The 16,885-nt window shown below is 66.0% G+C and carries 12 protein-coding genes and 2 tRNA genes; 8 read left to right on the top strand and 6 right to left on the bottom strand.

Annotation, left to right across the window (positions count from 1 at the left end):
- Positions 1 to 40: 40 nt before the first annotated feature.
- From E9536_RS09975 to E9536_RS09985, 3 genes are read right to left on the bottom strand one after another with little or no spacing between them, the layout of a single operon-like run.
- Complete coding sequence (locus E9536_RS09975) at positions 41 to 1,150, bottom strand: class II histone deacetylase (RefSeq protein WP_060174331.1); 1,110 nt, start codon at positions 1,148 to 1,150, stop codon at positions 41 to 43.
- A 16-nt stretch (positions 1,151 to 1,166) separates the two neighbouring features.
- Positions 1,167 to 2,375: an MFS transporter gene (locus E9536_RS09980; protein ID WP_136469801.1), complete on the bottom strand. Its 1,209-nt coding sequence runs from the start codon at positions 2,373 to 2,375 to the stop codon at positions 1,167 to 1,169.
- A gap of 21 nt (positions 2,376 to 2,396) precedes the next feature.
- Positions 2,397 to 3,443: a porin gene (locus E9536_RS09985; RefSeq protein ID WP_119338197.1), complete on the bottom strand. Its 1,047-nt coding sequence runs from the start codon at positions 3,441 to 3,443 to the stop codon at positions 2,397 to 2,399.
- Between the two features lie 302 nt (positions 3,444 to 3,745).
- On the opposite strand from E9536_RS09985, the gene E9536_RS09990 reads away from it, so the two are divergent.
- Together E9536_RS09990 and E9536_RS09995 are read left to right on the top strand one after the other, a co-directional pair.
- Complete coding sequence (locus tag E9536_RS09990; protein WP_136469802.1) at positions 3,746 to 4,891, top strand: helix-turn-helix transcriptional regulator; 1,146 nt, start codon at positions 3,746 to 3,748, stop codon at positions 4,889 to 4,891.
- A gap of 87 nt (positions 4,892 to 4,978) precedes the next feature.
- Positions 4,979 to 5,977: a 2-dehydropantoate 2-reductase gene (locus E9536_RS09995; protein WP_059490001.1), complete on the top strand. Its 999-nt coding sequence runs from the start codon at positions 4,979 to 4,981 to the stop codon at positions 5,975 to 5,977.
- 169 nt (positions 5,978 to 6,146) lie between these two features.
- Here E9536_RS09995 and E9536_RS10000 read toward each other — a convergent pair whose 3' ends face one another.
- Together E9536_RS10000 and E9536_RS10005 are read right to left on the bottom strand one after the other, a co-directional pair.
- Positions 6,147 to 6,596 (bottom strand): MarR family transcriptional regulator, encoded by a 450-nt coding sequence (locus tag E9536_RS10000; RefSeq protein WP_021160399.1) that lies wholly within the window; start codon positions 6,594 to 6,596, stop codon positions 6,147 to 6,149.
- Positions 6,597 to 6,658: 62 nt separating this feature from the next.
- Positions 6,659 to 7,804 carry a glycerate kinase gene (locus E9536_RS10005; RefSeq protein ID WP_136469803.1) on the bottom strand — a complete coding sequence of 382 codons (1,146 nt, stop codon included), beginning with the start codon at positions 7,802 to 7,804 and terminating at the stop codon, positions 6,659 to 6,661.
- A 386-nt stretch (positions 7,805 to 8,190) separates the two neighbouring features.
- Between E9536_RS10005 and tig the strand changes: the two genes are divergently transcribed.
- From tig to E9536_RS10035, 6 genes are all read left to right on the top strand, one after another.
- The gene (gene tig, locus E9536_RS10010) at positions 8,191 to 9,537 is read left to right on the top strand and encodes a trigger factor (RefSeq protein ID WP_027787157.1); all 1,347 of its coding nucleotides are present in this window, start codon (positions 8,191 to 8,193) and stop codon (positions 9,535 to 9,537) included.
- Positions 9,538 to 9,677: 140 nt separating this feature from the next.
- Complete coding sequence (gene clpP / locus E9536_RS10015; protein WP_010092137.1) at positions 9,678 to 10,331, top strand: ATP-dependent Clp endopeptidase proteolytic subunit ClpP; 654 nt, start codon at positions 9,678 to 9,680, stop codon at positions 10,329 to 10,331.
- A 163-nt stretch (positions 10,332 to 10,494) separates the two neighbouring features.
- Positions 10,495 to 11,766 (top strand): ATP-dependent Clp protease ATP-binding subunit ClpX, encoded by a 1,272-nt coding sequence (gene clpX, locus E9536_RS10020; protein ID WP_006489345.1) that lies wholly within the window; start codon positions 10,495 to 10,497, stop codon positions 11,764 to 11,766.
- Positions 11,767 to 11,963: 197 nt separating this feature from the next.
- A complete protein-coding gene (lon, locus tag E9536_RS10025) occupies positions 11,964 to 14,387 on the top strand; it encodes an endopeptidase La (RefSeq protein ID WP_011352361.1) in 2,424 nt (807 codons plus the stop codon).
- 204 nt (positions 14,388 to 14,591) lie between these two features.
- Positions 14,592 to 14,667, top strand: a tRNA-Val gene (locus E9536_RS10030).
- 23 nt (positions 14,668 to 14,690) lie between these two features.
- Positions 14,691 to 14,767: transfer RNA gene (locus E9536_RS10035), tRNA-Asp, on the top strand.
- Between the two features lie 228 nt (positions 14,768 to 14,995).
- Here E9536_RS10035 and E9536_RS10040 read toward each other — a convergent pair.
- Positions 14,996 to 16,387, bottom strand: coding sequence for a DUF1254 domain-containing protein (locus tag E9536_RS10040; protein WP_168799514.1), 1,392 nt, complete (start codon positions 16,385 to 16,387; stop codon positions 14,996 to 14,998).
- Between the last annotated feature and the right edge of the window lie 498 nt (positions 16,388 to 16,885).

Consider the following 16,885-nt stretch of genomic DNA (forward strand, 5'->3'; position numbering starts at 1 on the left):
GCCGCCGCCGGCCGCCCTCCGTCGCGTTCGTCAGCGCGCATTACAACCCGAACGATGCCGCCAGTTCGTCGAGCAGCCCGCGCTGGAACGCGACGAACCGTTCGCCCGGCTGCTGCGCGATCGCGAGGTCGAGCATCGGATCGGCGACGTCGGTACGAATGCCGGCCAGTTCCTCGACGATCGCGAGCCCGCAGAACGGTACGTACGCCTCCGAATAGCCGCCTTCGTGAACGATCACGAGCCGCCCGCCGCAATGGCGCTGCGCGGCATCCTTCACCGCACGCGTCATGAACCGGTAGCTGTCGGTATGCAACTGCATGCGCGCGAGCGGATCGACCGCACTCGCGTCGAGGCCGCTGGCGATGACGATCAGCTCGGGCCGGAAACGCGCCAGCGCCGGCAGCACGATCCGCTCGAACGCGTACCGATAGGCATCGTCGCCGCTGCCCGCGAGCAGCGGCACGTTCAGGTTCGCGCCGACCCCCGCGCCTTCGCCGCGATCGTCCGCGCCGCTATAGCCGGGCGGGAAGCAGCGGTCCTGATGCAGCGAGATCGTCAGCGTGTCCGGATCGTCGTAGTAGATCGACTGCGTGCCGTTGCCGTGATGCACGTCCCAGTCGATCACCGCGACGCGCTCGATGCCGTGTTTCGCGCGGGCGGCCTCGATAGCGATCGGGATGTTCGCCAGCATGCAGAAGCCCATCGGGCGATCGCGCAGGCAGTGGTGACCGGGCGGCCGCGACAGCGAGAACGCGTTGGCCGCGCGCTCGCCGACGACCGTATCGACGGCCGCGATCGCAAGGCCGGCAGATAGCGCGGCGATCTCGTAGCTCCCTTTGCCGAACGGCGCGAGATCGCCGAGGTCGCCGCCGTTCGCGTCGCTGAGTGCGCGGAACGCGTCGAGATAGTGCGCGGGATGAATGCGCAGCAGGTCGGCGGTCGTTGCCGGTTCGGCGCCGCGCAGGTCGAGCTGCGCGGCCAGGCCCGAGGCCTGCACGAGCGACAGGAAACGGCGCTTCGAATCGGGCGATTCCGCGTAGCCCGCGCTCGACGGCGGCTGGACCCAGCCGCCGACCGGGAAGAACAGCGCATGCGTGCCGCCGGTGTGCCAGAAAGTGCGTTCGTCGGTGAAAAAGGCAGTGCGATTCATGGATGTGCGAGACCTGTCACGGTTGGGAGGAAACGGAGGCGTGCGTGCGGCGATCGATGTGGCGCAGCGCGGCGAAAGACACGATAGCGACGGCCGTCGCGGCCGTGAACAGCGCGTGCATCGTGCCGCCGGCGTCGAGCATCAGCCCGGCGAGCAACGGGCCGGCAGCGAGGCCGGCGCCGATCACGAAATTGAGCGTGGCCACGAGGCGCCCCGACGTGTCGATCTGCGCGACGGTCGCGAGGATGAACGGCAGGACGAACGTCCACGCGAACTTGAACGCGAAGATCGCCGCGCTGTAACCGCCGGCTTGCCGCACCACGGCGAGCGCGACGAGCGAGGCCGCCAGCAGCGCATAACCGGCCGTCAGCATGGCGCGCCGCGCGAGCCGGCCGCCCGCGCACGACGCGAGCGCCGCGCCGGCGATGCCCATCACGCTCGCGATCGCGAGTACGTTGCCGGTCGACTGCGGATCGAGCCCGGCTTCGGCCGCGGCGCGGCTCGCGAACGTCCACACGCTGCCGATCGCGAGATAGAACGTCAGCACCGCGCCGATCGCGAGCACGATCAAGCCTTGCGGCGTCCGTGCCGCCGCGCCGCGCGCGCGTTGCGCAGGCGCGGTTCGTGCGCCCAGCGATGACGGGAAGCCGCGCGACAGCGGCGCGGCGAGCAGCGCGAGCCCGGCGAGCGCGACGTACAGCGCGCGCAGCCCGAATGCCGCGAACACGTGCGGCAGCACGAACAGGCCGATCGCGCCCGCGATCAACTGACCGACGACCCACAGGCCGTACACGCGGTCGCTGTTCTCGCTCGTTGCGGCGCTCGTCATGCAGAGCACCATCAGCGAACCGCCGCCGAGCGCGGTCACGGCGCGCAGTGCGAGCAGCGCGACGAAGCCCGGCATCCACAGCGCGGTCAGCAGGTTGCCCGCGCCGAACAGCGCGATGGCGAACGCGGCCACGCGGCGAGCGTCGATGCGACCGAGCCACAGGTACGACGGCACGGTCGCGAGGCTGAACGCGCCGAGTTCGACGAAGAAGTAGGTGCCGATCTGCGAGGCGGACAGCCCGAGCTGCGTCGCGAGCTGGCCGGCGACGGCGGGCGCCACGAGCAGCAGCAGCGGCGTGATGGCCGCGAACACGACGAGCGCGACGAGCGTCGAGCGCGCGAAGGCCGATGCGCGGCCGTCGGGCGGGAGTGCGGCATCCGGGGACAGGGTTTTCATGGCGGGATCTCGTGTGGGGAATCAGAACAGGTGGTACATGCCGACCATCGCGCCGAACTGCGATGCGCCGGCGAGCGGCGTCGGGTCGTATTCGTAGACGGTCTGCGAACTCTGGCCGCTGTTGCGCGCATAGCCGAGGTTCACGTAGGCGACGGTGCGTTTCGACAGCGCATACGTGGTGCTCGCGATGAACAGCGTCGGGTGGCCGATGGCCGGCGCGCGCGAGTCGGTGTGGTAGACGCCCGCGTTCAGGCCGATCCCGTTCGGTGTCAGGTAGCGCGCACCGCCCCAGACGATCGTGCGCGCGGCGTCGAGGTCGCCGGTCAGGCGTTCGACACCTGCATAGACGGTGAGCGGCAGCGCGGCGAACGCATAGCGCGCGGCGAGCGTGCCGAGTTCGCGGCGGCGCGCCGACGTGTCGTCGGCCGCCGATACCTCGCCGTGTGCCTGATGCAGCACCGCGCTGACCGACAGGCCGTTGCTCGTGTACTGGCCGCCGAGTTCGAGTACGCGTCCGGCGCGCGTATTGCCGGCGACGCCGGACGTCGCGGCAAGCGCCTCGACGTCGAAGCCGGCGAACGTCGGCGACTGGTACTTGACGGAGTGGTCGATGAAGTTCGCGTTCATCGGCACGATGACGCCCTGGCCGCTGTACGACGCGTACCAGAGCGGGTCGTAGAACAGCGTCTTGTCGAACAGCACGCTGAACTGACGGCCGAGTGTGACGGTGCCCGCGGGCCCGGCGATGCCGACGTACGCGCCGCGGAAGAACGCGTAGCCGGGCACGGTCGCGGTGCCGTCGTTGAGGTTGAGGCCCTGTTCGAGCTTGAACAGCGCACGCCAGCCGCCGCCGAGATCCTCGTTTCCCTTCAGCCCGACCTGAGAAGGCAGGATGCCGTAGTTCTGCAACTGCACGGCCGAATGGCGCCCGTCGGCATGCGTCAGGTATTGCACGCCGGCATCGAGCGCGCCGTACAGCGTGAGGGTCGACTGCGCATGCGCGCCTGCGCCGCACGCGGCAAGCGTCGCGACGGCCGCGGCCGTGCGGATGAAGCGGGGTTTCGTCACGTGGGGTTCTCCATACCGTCCTGCATCGGTTTGTCGTTGGTGTTGTCGCGACGCAGTGTCCGCAGCGGGAAAACCTTCGAACAGTCGTACAGATGAACGGTGCGGAAAACCCGAGGTGCGCGGCATGGTCGCGACGCGCTGGCGTCGCGCGGCGTGCTGCGGAGCAGCAACGTGCCGCGTACCGTTCAAATGGATGGGGCTGGCGCCGGTTCCGGCACCGGGGCCTGTCAAAAAAGCCGGTCGCTATAATCGGCCGGTGTCGTTGCGCACGTCAGCAGCCCGATCGGGCAGGGGAGCGGAAGGTGAGGATCACGACGGATATCGGGCAGGATCTCGAAGCGCTGCGTGACGTGCCGGCAGCCATCGTGCTCGACGACTTCGCCTGGCCGCCGCTGCCGTCCCGGCGTGCGGATTTCGACGGCGTCACGCGCGGCGACGCATCGCAGCGCGAACTTGGGTTGATGCTGCTCGACCTGTACGCGGTTGCCGCGCGGTCCGGCATCGGCGAATTCGAATACCGCTTCTTTTCGCTGCTGCAGGCGCTCATTCCGTTCGACGCCGCGTGGACAGGCGTCGCGACGCATGTGCCGACCGGCCCGGTGATGCACAACAGCTTCCTGTACCGTTTGCCGCACGCGTTCTTCAGCGACTGGAAGCGCGTGCGCGATTGCGACCCGCTCGCGCACCGCACGCTGCGCGGCGCACACGGCCATGCGGTGCGGCTGTCGGTCGTCGAGCCGGGGCTCGATGCACGGTTTCGCGACTGGTGCGTGAAGTACGGGCTCGCGCAACTGTTGTGCGTGTGCACGCTCGATCGCCGTTTCGGCCTGACGACGTTCATGTCGATCTACCGTCAGGGCCTGAACCGTCCGTTCAGCGATGACGATGCACGCCGTTTCGAGGAAGTGATTCCGCATCTCGCGGCGGCGCTGACGATCAATCGCGCCGCGCAGCTCACGCGCGAGCGTGGCGATGCGGTCGCGCCGGCCGCCCGCGCGTTGTGCGACAACTTCGGTGTGCTGCATCACGCCGATCATGGTTTCGACGACGTGCTGCGCACCGAATGGCCGGCATGGGCCGGTGCACGCGTGCCGGAGCCGCTCGTTGCGCACCTGCGGCGCCAGCCGGGCCAGCCGTTCGTCGGCGATGCGTTGCGGATCCAGTGCGTGCCGGTTGCGGGGCTGTTCCAGATCGAGGCGCGGCCGCGCTCGCTGCTCGACCGCCTGAGCCCGCGCGAGCTCGCGGCGATCCGCTATTACGGCGCCGGGCGCTCGCACAAGGAAGTCGCGCAACAGATGGCGATTTCGCCGACGACCGTGCGCCACTACCTGCGCTGCGCGTACCGCAAGCTCGGCATGCACGACAAGAGCCAGATCGCCGGCGTGCTCGGCGCGACGGGCGGCGCGGCCAACGACGAACCGGTGGAAGCCGGCGGCGAGCCGCGCTGACGCATGCGTCGCACGGGGCGCGTGAATGGTTGTGCCCGCAACCATTGAGCGTTATGCTCGTCAGCTCCCAGGAGACGGAATTCCATCATGAACGACACGAATTCAGGGTCGGTGCGCGCGGCGGTGGTCGGGGTTGGCGCGATCGGCGGATTGCTCGCGGCCGCGTTGTCGCGGGCCGGGATGACCGTGAGCGCGTACGCGCGCGGCGCGACGCTCGACGCGCTGAACGCGCACGGCGTGCGCGTGATCGACGAGGCGGGCACGACGTCGTCGGTTCCGGTGCGAGCGAGTGACGATGCGGCCGCGCTCGGCGTGCAGGACTACGTGGTGATCGCGCTGAAGGCACAGGCACTGCCGGCATTGGCCGCGCGCATCGCGCCGCTGGTCGGGCCGGACACCGTGATCGTCGCGGCGATGAACGGGCTGCCGTGGTGGTTCACGCACGGGCTCGAAGGCGCGCTCGACGGCGTGCCGCTCGACGCGGTCGACCCGGCCGGCGCGGTGTCGGCGGCGTTGCCGCCCGCACAGGCGATCGGGTGCGTCGTCCACCTGTCGTCGAGTACCGACGCGCCGGGCGTCGTGCGGCGCGGGCGCGGCAACCGGCTGATCGTCGGTGCGCCCGATGCGCGGCTCGATACGGCCGCTGCCCGGTTTGCCGCGGCGCTCGCGGCGGGCGGTTTCGACGTCGAGTCGACGCCGGCGATCCGGGCCGAGATCTGGACGAAGCTGTGGGGCAACATGAACATGAATCCGCTGAGCGCGCTGACGGGGTCGACGGCCGAGCAGCTGCTCGACGATCCGTTCACGCAGGGCCTCGCGCTGCGGATGATGGAGGAGGCGGCCGCGATCGGCGCGAAGCTCGGCCTGTCGACGGGGATGAGCGGGCCCGAGCGGATCGCGGTCACGCGCAAGCTCGGTGCGTTCAAGACGTCGATGCTGCAGGATTTCGAGGCGGGCCGCGCGCTCGAGATCGGGCCGATCCTCGGTGTGTTTCCCGAGCTCGGGCGCAAGCTCGACGTGCCGACCCCGTATTGCGACGCGGTGCTCGGGTTGCTGCGCCAGCGGGCGACGAACAGCGGGCTATAAGTGCGGGAGGGCCGCTGCATGCGCGATGCCGGCGAGGTGACGCGCTGCAATCCGGTTGCCGCGCGCAGCGCATCACGCAAAGCGGGCCGCCCGCGTCGCTGGTGTGGCGACCGGGGCGGCCCGTCGAATTCATCGGATCAATACTGCGGGCGTCGTGCCCGCGTGCCGGTCAGTCGTCCCGCTCGATTGCGTGCGCGACGACCTTGTCGAGCAGCCGCTCGAATGTCTGGCGTTCGCTGTCGGACAGGCATGCGAGCAAGCCATCGTTCCACTTGCGCACGATCGGCATGATCTTGCGATGCAGCGCGCGGCCGTCGGCGGTCAGCGCGATCAACACGATCCGGCCATCCTCCTCGCTTGCGCTGCGTTCGAGCAGCCCCTGGCGCAGCAGCGCCTCGGCCGCCCGGCTCGCCTGGCTCTTGTCGAGATTGGTGTGGCGCGCCAGATCCATGATCGAGAACGGGCCGAAGGCGCCGACGGCGGCGATCACGCGCGCCTCGGGCAGCGAGATGTCGAGCTTGTGCCGGTACACCTCGCCGATCCCGCGGTCGGATCGCTTCGTGAGCGCGTGGAGGCGATAGGTCAGAAACTGATCGAGCCCGGCTTGACGGCCTTTCATGTCGAATCCTGAAGAAAAAGGGCGGGCCCGATTGTTCCTGTATCGCGCGCTCGGGTCAACGGTCAGTGTGCGCCGTACTTCAGGCGTGTCAATTGCTCCGCTTCGTTCGCGAGCAGATTGGCCGCGTCGCGGATCGCGACGTCGAGCGTGATCGGCCCGGGAGCCGGCGAGAAGCAGCCGGAAAAATGTTCGGACAGGCGCGGCAGCGCGGCCGGGTCGACCGCGCCGGACAGCAGCGACGCGGGTACGCCCGCGGCCTGCGCGTGGCGGCACGCGATGAACGGCGCCTTGCCGTGCAGCGTCTGTACGTCGGAGCGGCCTTCGCCGGTGATCAGCCAGCCCGCGCCGGCGAGCGCCGCGTCGAGCCCGACCTGCCGCGCGACCACCTCGGCCCCCGCTTCGAATTGCGCACCGAGCATGTGCAGCGCGAATCCGAGGCCGCCCGCGGCACCGGCGCCCGGCAGGTCGCGGCCGCGACGGTCGAGCGCGCCTTCGAGCAGGTCGGCGAAGCGGGCGAGTGCGGCGTCGAGGGTGGCGACCTGCTCGGGCGTCACGCCCTTTTGCGGGCCGAACACGGCGGTTGCGCCGTGCGTGCCCGTCAGCGGGTTGTCGACGTCGGACATGCCGATGAATTCGGTTTCCTTCAGCCGTGGGTCGAGCCCCGACGCATCGACGCGCGCGATGTCGGCGAGCCGCGACGGCACGGGCTCGACCGGCTGGCCGCCCGCGTCGAAGCACTGCAGGCCGAGGCCTGCGAGCAACCCGGCGCCCGCGTCGTTGGTGCTGCTGCCGCCCAGTGCGACGAAGAAGCGGCGCACGCCTTCGTCGAGCAGCGTGCGGATCGCCTCGCCCATCCCGCGCGTGCTGCGCGCGTCGACCGGCACGCTCATGCCGACCGGGTCCGTGATGCCGACGATCTCGGCCGTTTCGACGATCGCGGTGCGCGCGTCGATCACGCCGACCGCTGCGTCGCGCGCCGCGAGCGACGCACCGGCTACCCGCAGCGTGCGCCGCGTGCCGCCGCCTGCCAGCATCGCGTCGAGCGTGCCTTCGCCGCCGTCGGCCATCGGGCAGCAGCGCACGACGGCGTCGGGCCGGGCGCGGCGGATGCCGGTGGCGATCGCGTCCGCGACCTGCTCGGCGGAAAGCGAGCCTTTGAACGAATCGGGCGCGATGACGACGACAGGCGCGGACGGGTGTTGCGGCATGGTGTCTCCGGAAGGCGTGATTGGTGTGAAGAATATTGGGGCGCGACGGCGGTGCACCTCATTCGGAGCTTACAGGATGGCGGGCCCGTGGTGGATACGCCATGCGGCATAGCGGCGATCCGCGCGCATTGCCGTGCGAAGGGCTGCAGGCGCGGTGCGGACGCACGCGCGTCGCGTCGATCTGGCGGTGTGAGGAAAATTGTTTGCTAGAATAGTCGATTCTTCCGGCCAAAGCCGTGCTCCGAGCCGCTTGCGCTAGCCATCCGGCGCGTGCAGGGATGGCGTGGCGCTCCGGCGCGGCGAGTGTATGTGACGCACATCACGCCGCAGGCAGGCACGGCAAGGAAAACCCGATTCGCTCGAATAATTTTAGGACGATTGAAGCCATGGCTAACGTTGTTGAGAACCTCGGCAAGCTTGAACGCCGCGTGACGATTTCCCTGCCGAAAGACACCGTGCAGAAGGAAATCGACGCCCGTATCCAGAAACTCGCGAAGAACGTGCGCATGCCGGGTTTCCGCCCGGGCAAGGTGCCGCTGAAGATGGTCGCGCAACAGTACGCGGGTCAGGTCGAAGCGGAAGTGCTGAGCGACAAGATCGGCCAGGAATTCTTCACGATCAGCCGCGCGGAAAACCTGCGCGTCGCCGGCCAGCCGAGCTTCGAGCCGAAGCAGGAGCAGGCTGAAGATGCATACGCGTTCGACGCGACGTTCGAGGTCTACCCGGAAGTCAAGATCGGCGATCTGGCGACGGCTGAAGTCGAGCGCTCGACGACGTCGATCGGCGACGCCGAAATCGACCGCACGCTGGACATCCTGCGCAAGCAGCGCGTGCACTTCCACGCACGCGGCGAAGCCGGCGAGCACGGCGACGGCGGCGCGGACACCGCAGCGAAGAACGGCGACCGCGTGACGGTCGACTTCGTCGGCAAGATCGACGACGTCGCGTTCCAGGGCGGCACGGCCGAAGATTTCCCGTTCGTGCTCGGCGAAGGCCGCATGCTGCCGGAATTCGAAACCGCGGCGCTGGGCCTGAAGGTCGGTGAAGCGCGCACGTTCGACCTGAAGTTCCCGGACGACTACCACGGCAAGGACGTGGCAGGCAAAACGGCCCAGTTCACGGTCACGATGAAGAAGATCGAGTGGCCGCACCTGCCGGAAATCGACGGTGAATTCGCGAAGTCGCTCGGCATCGAAGACGGCGATCTCGCGAAGATGCGCGCCGAGATCAAGGAAAACCTCGAGCGCGAAGCGAAGCGCCGCACGCAATCGATCGTCAAGAACCAGGTGATGGACGCGCTGCTGAAGATCTCCGAACTCGACGTGCCGAAGGCGCTGATCGAGCAGGACCAGCAACGCCTCGTCGAAATGGCTCGCCAGGATCTGGCGCAGCGCGGCGTGCCGAACGCGAAGGACGCACCGATCCCGGCCGAGATGTTCACCGAGCAGGCAGAGCGCCGCGTGAAGCTGGGCCTCGTGCTGGCCGAGCTGGTGAAGTCGAACGGCCTCGAAGCGAAGCCGGAACAGATCCGCGCGGAAGTCGACGAGTTCGCGAAGAGCTACGAAGACCCGAAGGAAGTGGTCCGCTGGTATTATTCGAACCAGCAGCGCCTCGCCGAGATGGAAGCGTTCGTCGTTGAAAGCAACGTCGTCGATTTCGTGCTGGGCAAGGCGAAGGTGACGGACAAGGAAGTGAGCTTCGAAGCACTCGCGAGCGCATCGGCGCAAGCGTAAGTGTTGCTCTAGCGGCGTGCCGGCTGTCGGAGCGACGGCCCGCACGCCGTTTTTACGTCAAGCGCACGGTTGCCATTAATATGGCGATTGAGCGGGCGGCTTCCTTCCGTTCAATTTTCCATTCGAACAAGGTTCATTGAATGATCACTCGCGCTGAATTGCTGGACATGCTTGCTTCGAACGCGCCGCAAGGTTTCGAGGCGCAAGCGCTGGGGCTGGTGCCGATCGTCGTCGAAACGAGCGGCCGCGGCGAGCGTTCGTACGATATCTATTCGCGTCTCCTGAAGGAGCGCCTGGTGTTCATGGTCGGCGAAGTGAACGACCAGACCGCCAACCTCGTGGTCGCGCAGTTGCTGTTCCTCGAGAGCGAGAATCCCGACAAGGACATCAGCCTGTACATCAACAGCCCGGGCGGGTCGGTGTCGGCCGGCATGGCGATCTACGACACGATGCAGTTCATCAAGCCGGACGTGTCGACGCTGTGCATGGGCCTCGCGGCCAGCATGGGCGCGTTCCTGCTCGCGTCGGGCGCGAAGGGCAAGCGTTTCGCGCTGCCGAACTCGCGCGTGATGATTCACCAGCCGCTCGGCGGCGCACGCGGCCAGGCATCGGACATCGAGATCCAGGCGCGCGAAATCCTCTACCTGAAGGAGCGGCTGAACCAGTTGCTCGCGCAGCACACGGGCCAGGACGTCGAACGCATCGCGCGCGACACCGACCGTGATAACTTCATGTCGAGCGAGGATGCGAAGGCGTACGGGCTGATCGACCAGGTGCTGCTGAAGCGCCCGTGAGCTTAAGTGGGGTGCCGCCCCGATTCGTGCGGCGCCCTGCGACTTCCCGAACGCCCAGAGCATCTGCGGCAAGCGCATCCGGTCGGCTCCGGTCGCGCCCTAGGCGCGGTGCCCGGAGCATTCGGCGTATCATGTCATTTACCTGTCCGGAGGCTCTACATTCATGGCGGACAAAAAAGGTTCGAACAGCGAGAAGCTGTTGTATTGCTCGTTTTGCGGAAAAAGCCAGCATGAGGTGAAAAAACTCATCGCGGGCCCGTCGGTGTTCATCTGCGATGAATGTATCGACCTCTGCAACGAAATCATTCGCGACGAGGCGGCTGCCGCCGGCGTCGAGGCCAGCCTGTCCCGGTCGGATCTGCCGAGCCCGCAGGAAATTCGCGACATCCTCGATCAGTACGTGATCGGCCAGGAGCGCGCGAAGAAGATCCTCGCGGTGGCCGTGTACAACCACTACAAGCGCCTGAAGCATCTCGACAAGAAGGATGACGTCGAGCTGTCGAAGAGCAACATCCTGCTGATCGGCCCGACGGGCTCCGGCAAGACGCTGCTCGCGCAGACGCTCGCGCGGTTGCTCAACGTGCCGTTCGTGATCGCCGATGCGACGACGCTGACCGAAGCCGGCTACGTCGGCGAGGACGTCGAGAACATCATCCAGAAGCTGTTGCAGAACTGCAACTACGAGGTCGACAAGGCCCAGCGCGGGATCGTCTACATCGACGAAATCGACAAGATCAGCCGCAAGTCGGACAACCCGTCGATCACGCGCGACGTGTCGGGCGAGGGCGTCCAGCAGGCACTGCTGAAGCTCGTCGAGGGCACGATGGCGTCGGTGCCGCCGCAGGGCGGCCGCAAGCACCCGAACCAGGATTTCATCCAGGTCGACACGACCAACATCCTGTTCATCTGCGGCGGTGCGTTCGACGGTCTCGAAAAGGTGATCACCGATCGTACCGAGAAAACCGGTATCGGCTTCGGTGCGACGGTCAAGAGCAAGCAGGAGCGTGACGCGGGCGAAGTGCTGCGTGAAACGGAGCCGGAAGACCTGATCAAATTCGGTCTGATCCCCGAATTGATCGGCCGCCTGCCGGTGGTCGCGACGCTCGGCAAGCTCGATGAAGCGGCGCTGATGAAGATCCTGGTCGAGCCGAAGAATGCGCTCGTCAAGCAGTATCACAAGCTGTTCGCGATGGAGCGTGTCGAGCTGGAGATCCGGCCGGGCGCGCTGCAGGCGGTCGCCCGCAAGGCGATCCGCCGCAAGACCGGCGCGCGCGGTTTGCGTTCGATCATCGAACAGGCGTTGCTCGACGTGATGTACGAGCTGCCGACGATGAAAGGGGTCAGCAAGGTCATCATCGACGAAAACGTCATCGATGGCGACGGCAAGCCTTTGCTGATCTACGAGGACACGCCGAAGGTGGCGGGTTCGAACTGACCGGCTTGCCGACGATGTTCTGCGAAAAAGGCCGTTCATGAGTCCGTGGGCGGCTTTTTTTCGTTTATCTTGTGGGTAACTCTGACTCGACTCGCGGTGGTTACTTTCTTACCGAATATTTCCCGCACTTGAAGGCTTGCAATTCGTTGTGGCGGCCTCAATTACCGAACAATTGATTCCACTCATGGGGAAATGAAATGTCAGGCACCCAACTTCTTCCGCCGGAACGCATCACGCTCCCGCTGCTGCCGCTGCGGGATGTCGTCGTTTTCCCGCACATGGTCATTCCGCTCTTCGTGGGCCGGCCGAAATCGATCAAGGCCCTCGAAGCAGCGATGGAAGGCGGCAAGCACATCATGCTTGTCGCCCAGAAAACCGCGGCCAAGGACGAACCGACCGAAAAGGACATGTACGAGGTCGGTTGTATCGCCAACATCCTGCAGATGCTGAAGCTGCCGGACGGCACCGTGAAGGTGCTCGTCGAGGGCCTGCAGCGTGCGAAGGCGTTGTCGATCGAAGAGCAGGAAACGCAATTCTCCTGCGAAGTGATGCCGCTCGAGCCCGATCACGCCGACAGCGCTGAAACGGAAGCGCTGCGCCGCGCGATCGTGTCGCAGTTCGACCAGTACGTGAAGCTGAACAAGAAGATCCCGCCGGAGATCCTCACGTCGCTGTCGGGCATCGACGAAGCCGGCCGCCTCGCCGACATGATCGCCGAGCGCCTGCCGCTGAAGCTCGACCAGAAGCAGCACATCCTCGAGATGTTCCCGGTCATCGAGCGCCTCGAGCACCTGCTCGCGCAACTCGAAGCCGAGATCGACATCCTGCAGGTCGAAAAGCGCATCCGCGGGCGCGTGAAGCGCCAGATGGAAAAGAGCCAGCGCGAGTACTACCTGAACGAACAGGTCAAGGCGATCCAGAAGGAACTGGGCGAAGGCGAAGAGGGTGCGGATCTCGAGGAACTCGAGAAGCGCATCAACGCCGCGCGCATGCCGAAGGAAGCGAAGAAGAAGGCCGACGCGGAGCTGAAGAAGCTGAAGCTGATGTCGCCGATGTCGGCGGAAGCCACCGTCGTGCGCAACTACATCGACACGCTGATCGGCCTGCCGTGGCGCAAGAAGAGCAAGGTCAACAACGACCTGTCGAACGCCGAGCAGGTGCTCGACGAAGATCACTTCGGCCTCGAGAAGGTGAAGGAACGCATCCTCGAGTATCTCGCGGTGCAACAGCGCGTGGACAAGGTCAAGGCGCCGATCCTGTGCCTCGTCGGGCCCCCGGGCGTCGGCAAGACGTCGCTCGGCCAGTCGATCGCCCGTGCGACGAACCGCAAGTTCGTCCGGATGGCGCTCGGCGGCGTGCGTGACGAAGCCGAGATCCGCGGCCACCGTCGTACGTATATCGGTTCGATGCCGGGCAAGATCCTGCAGAGCCTCACGAAGGTCGGCGTGCGCAATCCGCTCTTCCTGCTCGACGAAGTCGACAAGATGGGCATGGATTTCCGCGGCGATCCGTCGTCGGCGCTGCTCGAGGTGCTCGATCCGGAACAGAACCACACGTTCGCCGACCACTACATCGAAGTCGACTTCGACCTGTCGGACGTGATGTTCGTCGCGACGTCGAACTCGCTGAACATCCCGCCGCCGCTGCTCGACCGGATGGAAGTGATCCGTCTGTCGGGCTACACGGAAGACGAGAAGGTCAGCATTGCCCAGCGTTACCTGCTGCCGAAGCAGAAGAAGAACAACGGGCTGAAGGAAGGCGAGATCGAGGTCACCGAGCAGGCGATCCGCGACATCATCCGCTACTACACGCGCGAAGCCGGTGTGCGTTCGCTCGAGCGGGAAGTGTCGAAGATCTGCCGCAAGGTCGTGAAGATGCTGCTGCTGAAGAAGGCATCGGGCGCGATCAAGGTCGACGGCGAGAACCTCGATACCTTCCTCGGCGTGCGCAAGTACGACTTCGGCCTCGCGGCGAAGGAAAACCAGGTCGGTCAGGTGACGGGCCTCGCGTGGACGGAAGTCGGTGGCGATCTGCTGACGATCGAAGCCGCGGTGATGCCGGGCAAGGGCAACGTGATCCGTACGGGTTCGCTCGGCGACGTGATGAAGGAGTCGGTCGAGGCGGCACGTTCGGTCGTGCGCTCGCGTTCGCGGCGTCTGGGCATCAAGGACGAAGCGTTCGAGAAGCAGGACATCCACATCCACGTGCCGGAAGGCGCGACGCCGAAGGACGGTCCGTCCGCCGGCGGTGCGATGACGACCGCGCTGGTGTCGGTGCTGACGGGTATCCCGGTGCGTGCCGATGTTGCGATGACGGGCGAAATCACGCTGCGTGGTGAAGTTCTGCCGATCGGTGGCCTGAAGGAGAAGCTGCTCGCAGCGCATCGCGGTGGCATCAAGCTCGTGCTGATCCCGGAAGAGAACGTCAAGGATCTCGCCGAGATTCCGGACAACGTGAAGAACGCGATCGAGATCGTGCCGGTCCGCTGGATCGACAAGGTGCTTGAACTCGCGCTCGAGCGTTCGCCGACCCCGCTGCCGCCGGAAGAAGAGGCGAAGGCGGCGGCACCGGTCGCCGATGCGGCGAAGGATGCCGGCTCGACGGAATTCGTCAAGCACTGAGCATCGGAGCGCCGTTCGTTCTGACGGTTGTTCACGAAACCCGCGGCCTGGCCGCGGGTTTTTTTATGCGCCCCGGAATCGTATGCGCGAGCGTGGAAAATATTCGCGTCGGGGCTTTGCAAAATGATCGGGGATGAATTAAACTTGCGGGCTCGCTGGTTGTTGATGCCGAAACGCAGATCGCAGCCAGAACGAATCGGAAACGGGTGCTTAGCTCAGCTGGTAGAGCGGCGCCCTTACAAGGCGTAGGTCGGGGGTTCGAACCCCTCAGCACCCACCAGTTTCCTGATTCAGCCAGACCAAGGAGCGGTAGTTCAGTCGGTTAGAATACCGGCCTGTCACGCCGGGGGTCGCGGGTTCGAGTCCCGTCCGCTCCGCCAAACAAACAACAATGCCCGCCTCGTGCGGGCATTGTTGTTTGTGCGTTCGGTTTGCGCCAGATCGCGGGCGCAAACCGAACGCAAAAACGGCGGGGGAAATCGTCTGCGCGGCTTCCGGGGCGCGCCGCCGTCAGAATGAAAAACCCGCGACCGCTCGAACGTGGTCGCGGGTTTTTCATGCTTTCTCGCCGCAGAGGCGCCGGTTTTTCCGGCTCGCGCGGGGCGGTATTACTGAACGCGCATTACCGGCGGCAACTTGTAGGTTCCGTTCAGGAGCGGGGCGTCCGGCAAGTAGGTGCGCAGCGTCAGATTGAACGCGCCGGCAGGAGCCGGCAGCCAGTTGCTGGCGGGTACGCTCGCGGGTCGCACATGGCTGATGGTGAGCACGAGCGAGCCGTCGCTCGTGAACTGAAAGTTCGACGCCGGATAGGACAGCGCATAGATTCGATCGGGATTCGGATAAAAGAAAGCCTGCGCCTGGTTCGTGCCGGCGTACAGCGTCAATGACCAGAAGGCGCGCGCCGGAGGAAGCTGTCCCGCCGGGAACGTCATCTGATAGACGCCGTTGCCGTCGTAATTCGCCCCCGACGTGTTCGCCGCTCCCGTACTGGTGTAGTAGATCGCTTCGCTGCCGGGCAGCGCACCGAGGCCGTTCAGCGCAACGCGCGCCCGTAGCGTGTACTGGGTTCCATAGTTGCCGACGTTGGCCGGGCCGCCTGTCCAGCCATTCGAGCCGGTACTCGTCTGGGCGGCGGCTTGCTGCGTTCCGCCGCCCGTCAGACTCGCCAGCGCCTCTGCCGCGCCTGCGTCGATCGATGCGATGTCGGCGGACGACGCGTTGAAGGTCTGCGCCGGGCCTATACCTGTCACGTCGAGAGCGTTCGGCGCCTCGGCCGTATCCTGCGGCGTCGGCGGACTCTTTTTCAAGAGCCGGTTCACGTACTGAAAATAAGATGGCCAGTTGGCATAACCGGGCGGCTTTTGCGTGTCCACGCTGTCCCACGCAGCGACACCGGTTCCAGCGGGGCGCGACACGACCAGTTGATTCTGAACGGCCCACGCGGCGGGGTAATCGTTCGCATCGCTCACGTAAGTCCGCGCCAACGCCCACACCGCGTTGGTCGACGAGCGGAGCACGGTGACGCCTGCCGGGGCAGTTCCCTGCCAGTTCGGCCCCACGACCCAAAAGACCTTCGCGACACCGTTGTCGGCGCTCGTGCCGCGAATAGCGAAGTTGTTCGTATAGGCGTCCATCAGCGCGAGGGAGAAGTAGCGGGTGCCGCTGGCGGGTGTGTCGATCTGAACAGGACCGGCGTCCAGTTGAAGCATGGCGACGGAATACAGCGTGTCGTGATTGGGCTTCGTCACCGAGGTGGACGAAGCATCGGACAGCTGCCGACTGTGCACAAACGTATTCGGCGCAAGGCCCTGAGCGATGTAGCTCTGTCGGGTTGCGTAGAACTGGTACAGCGGAATCGTGAATAGCGTGGCACTGTTTGCGGCATTTTTCGTCGCGACGGGCGAAACGCCCGAGCTATCGACACTTTCCCCATTGCAGCCCGCGAGAAGGCCGACAGAGGCAGCGAATGCGACGAGGCGCGCGTGGTGAAGAAAACTCATCGAGTGGTGCGGTAGGGTTGAATGGTCGAATGGGCCGCACCCGTTCATCGTTTCGTCGACGAGCGTGGCACGGATTGCACGGCGCGAAAAGCGTATCCGGCTTGCGATGCGGCACGAACGATCTATTTTCGATATGCAAAGTCCGACGACTCGTTAGGGCGGTGTCGACCGATCGGCATCGTGCGGTTGATTCTTGTCGCCTTTCCGGTCGTCACGTTTCTCTCGGCCCATGCCGGGACGTACATCTCGGGCTTGTGCCGTGTGCTCCCGTGTCGGGCGCCTTCCGTTGGCTCGATTCGCGGCCCTGGCGGTGCCGTGCGGTCGTCGGCGCGAATGACGCCAGCCCCGCATCAGGCAAGCCGCTCCGCGAACGAGTGATCGTGTGCTGCCGCGAGCCCGGGCGGCCGCGGTGGGGGCGATCATTGGGCGAGCTGCTTTCCGAACTTCGCGAGGAGAGGCGGGTGACGGTGCGTGGTCGGTTCTGAAAGACGGGTATTT

Origin of the sequence: Burkholderia sp. LS-044 (assembly GCF_004803625.1) — a bacterium.
Classification (GTDB): Bacteria; Pseudomonadota; Gammaproteobacteria; order Burkholderiales; family Burkholderiaceae; genus Burkholderia; species Burkholderia cepacia.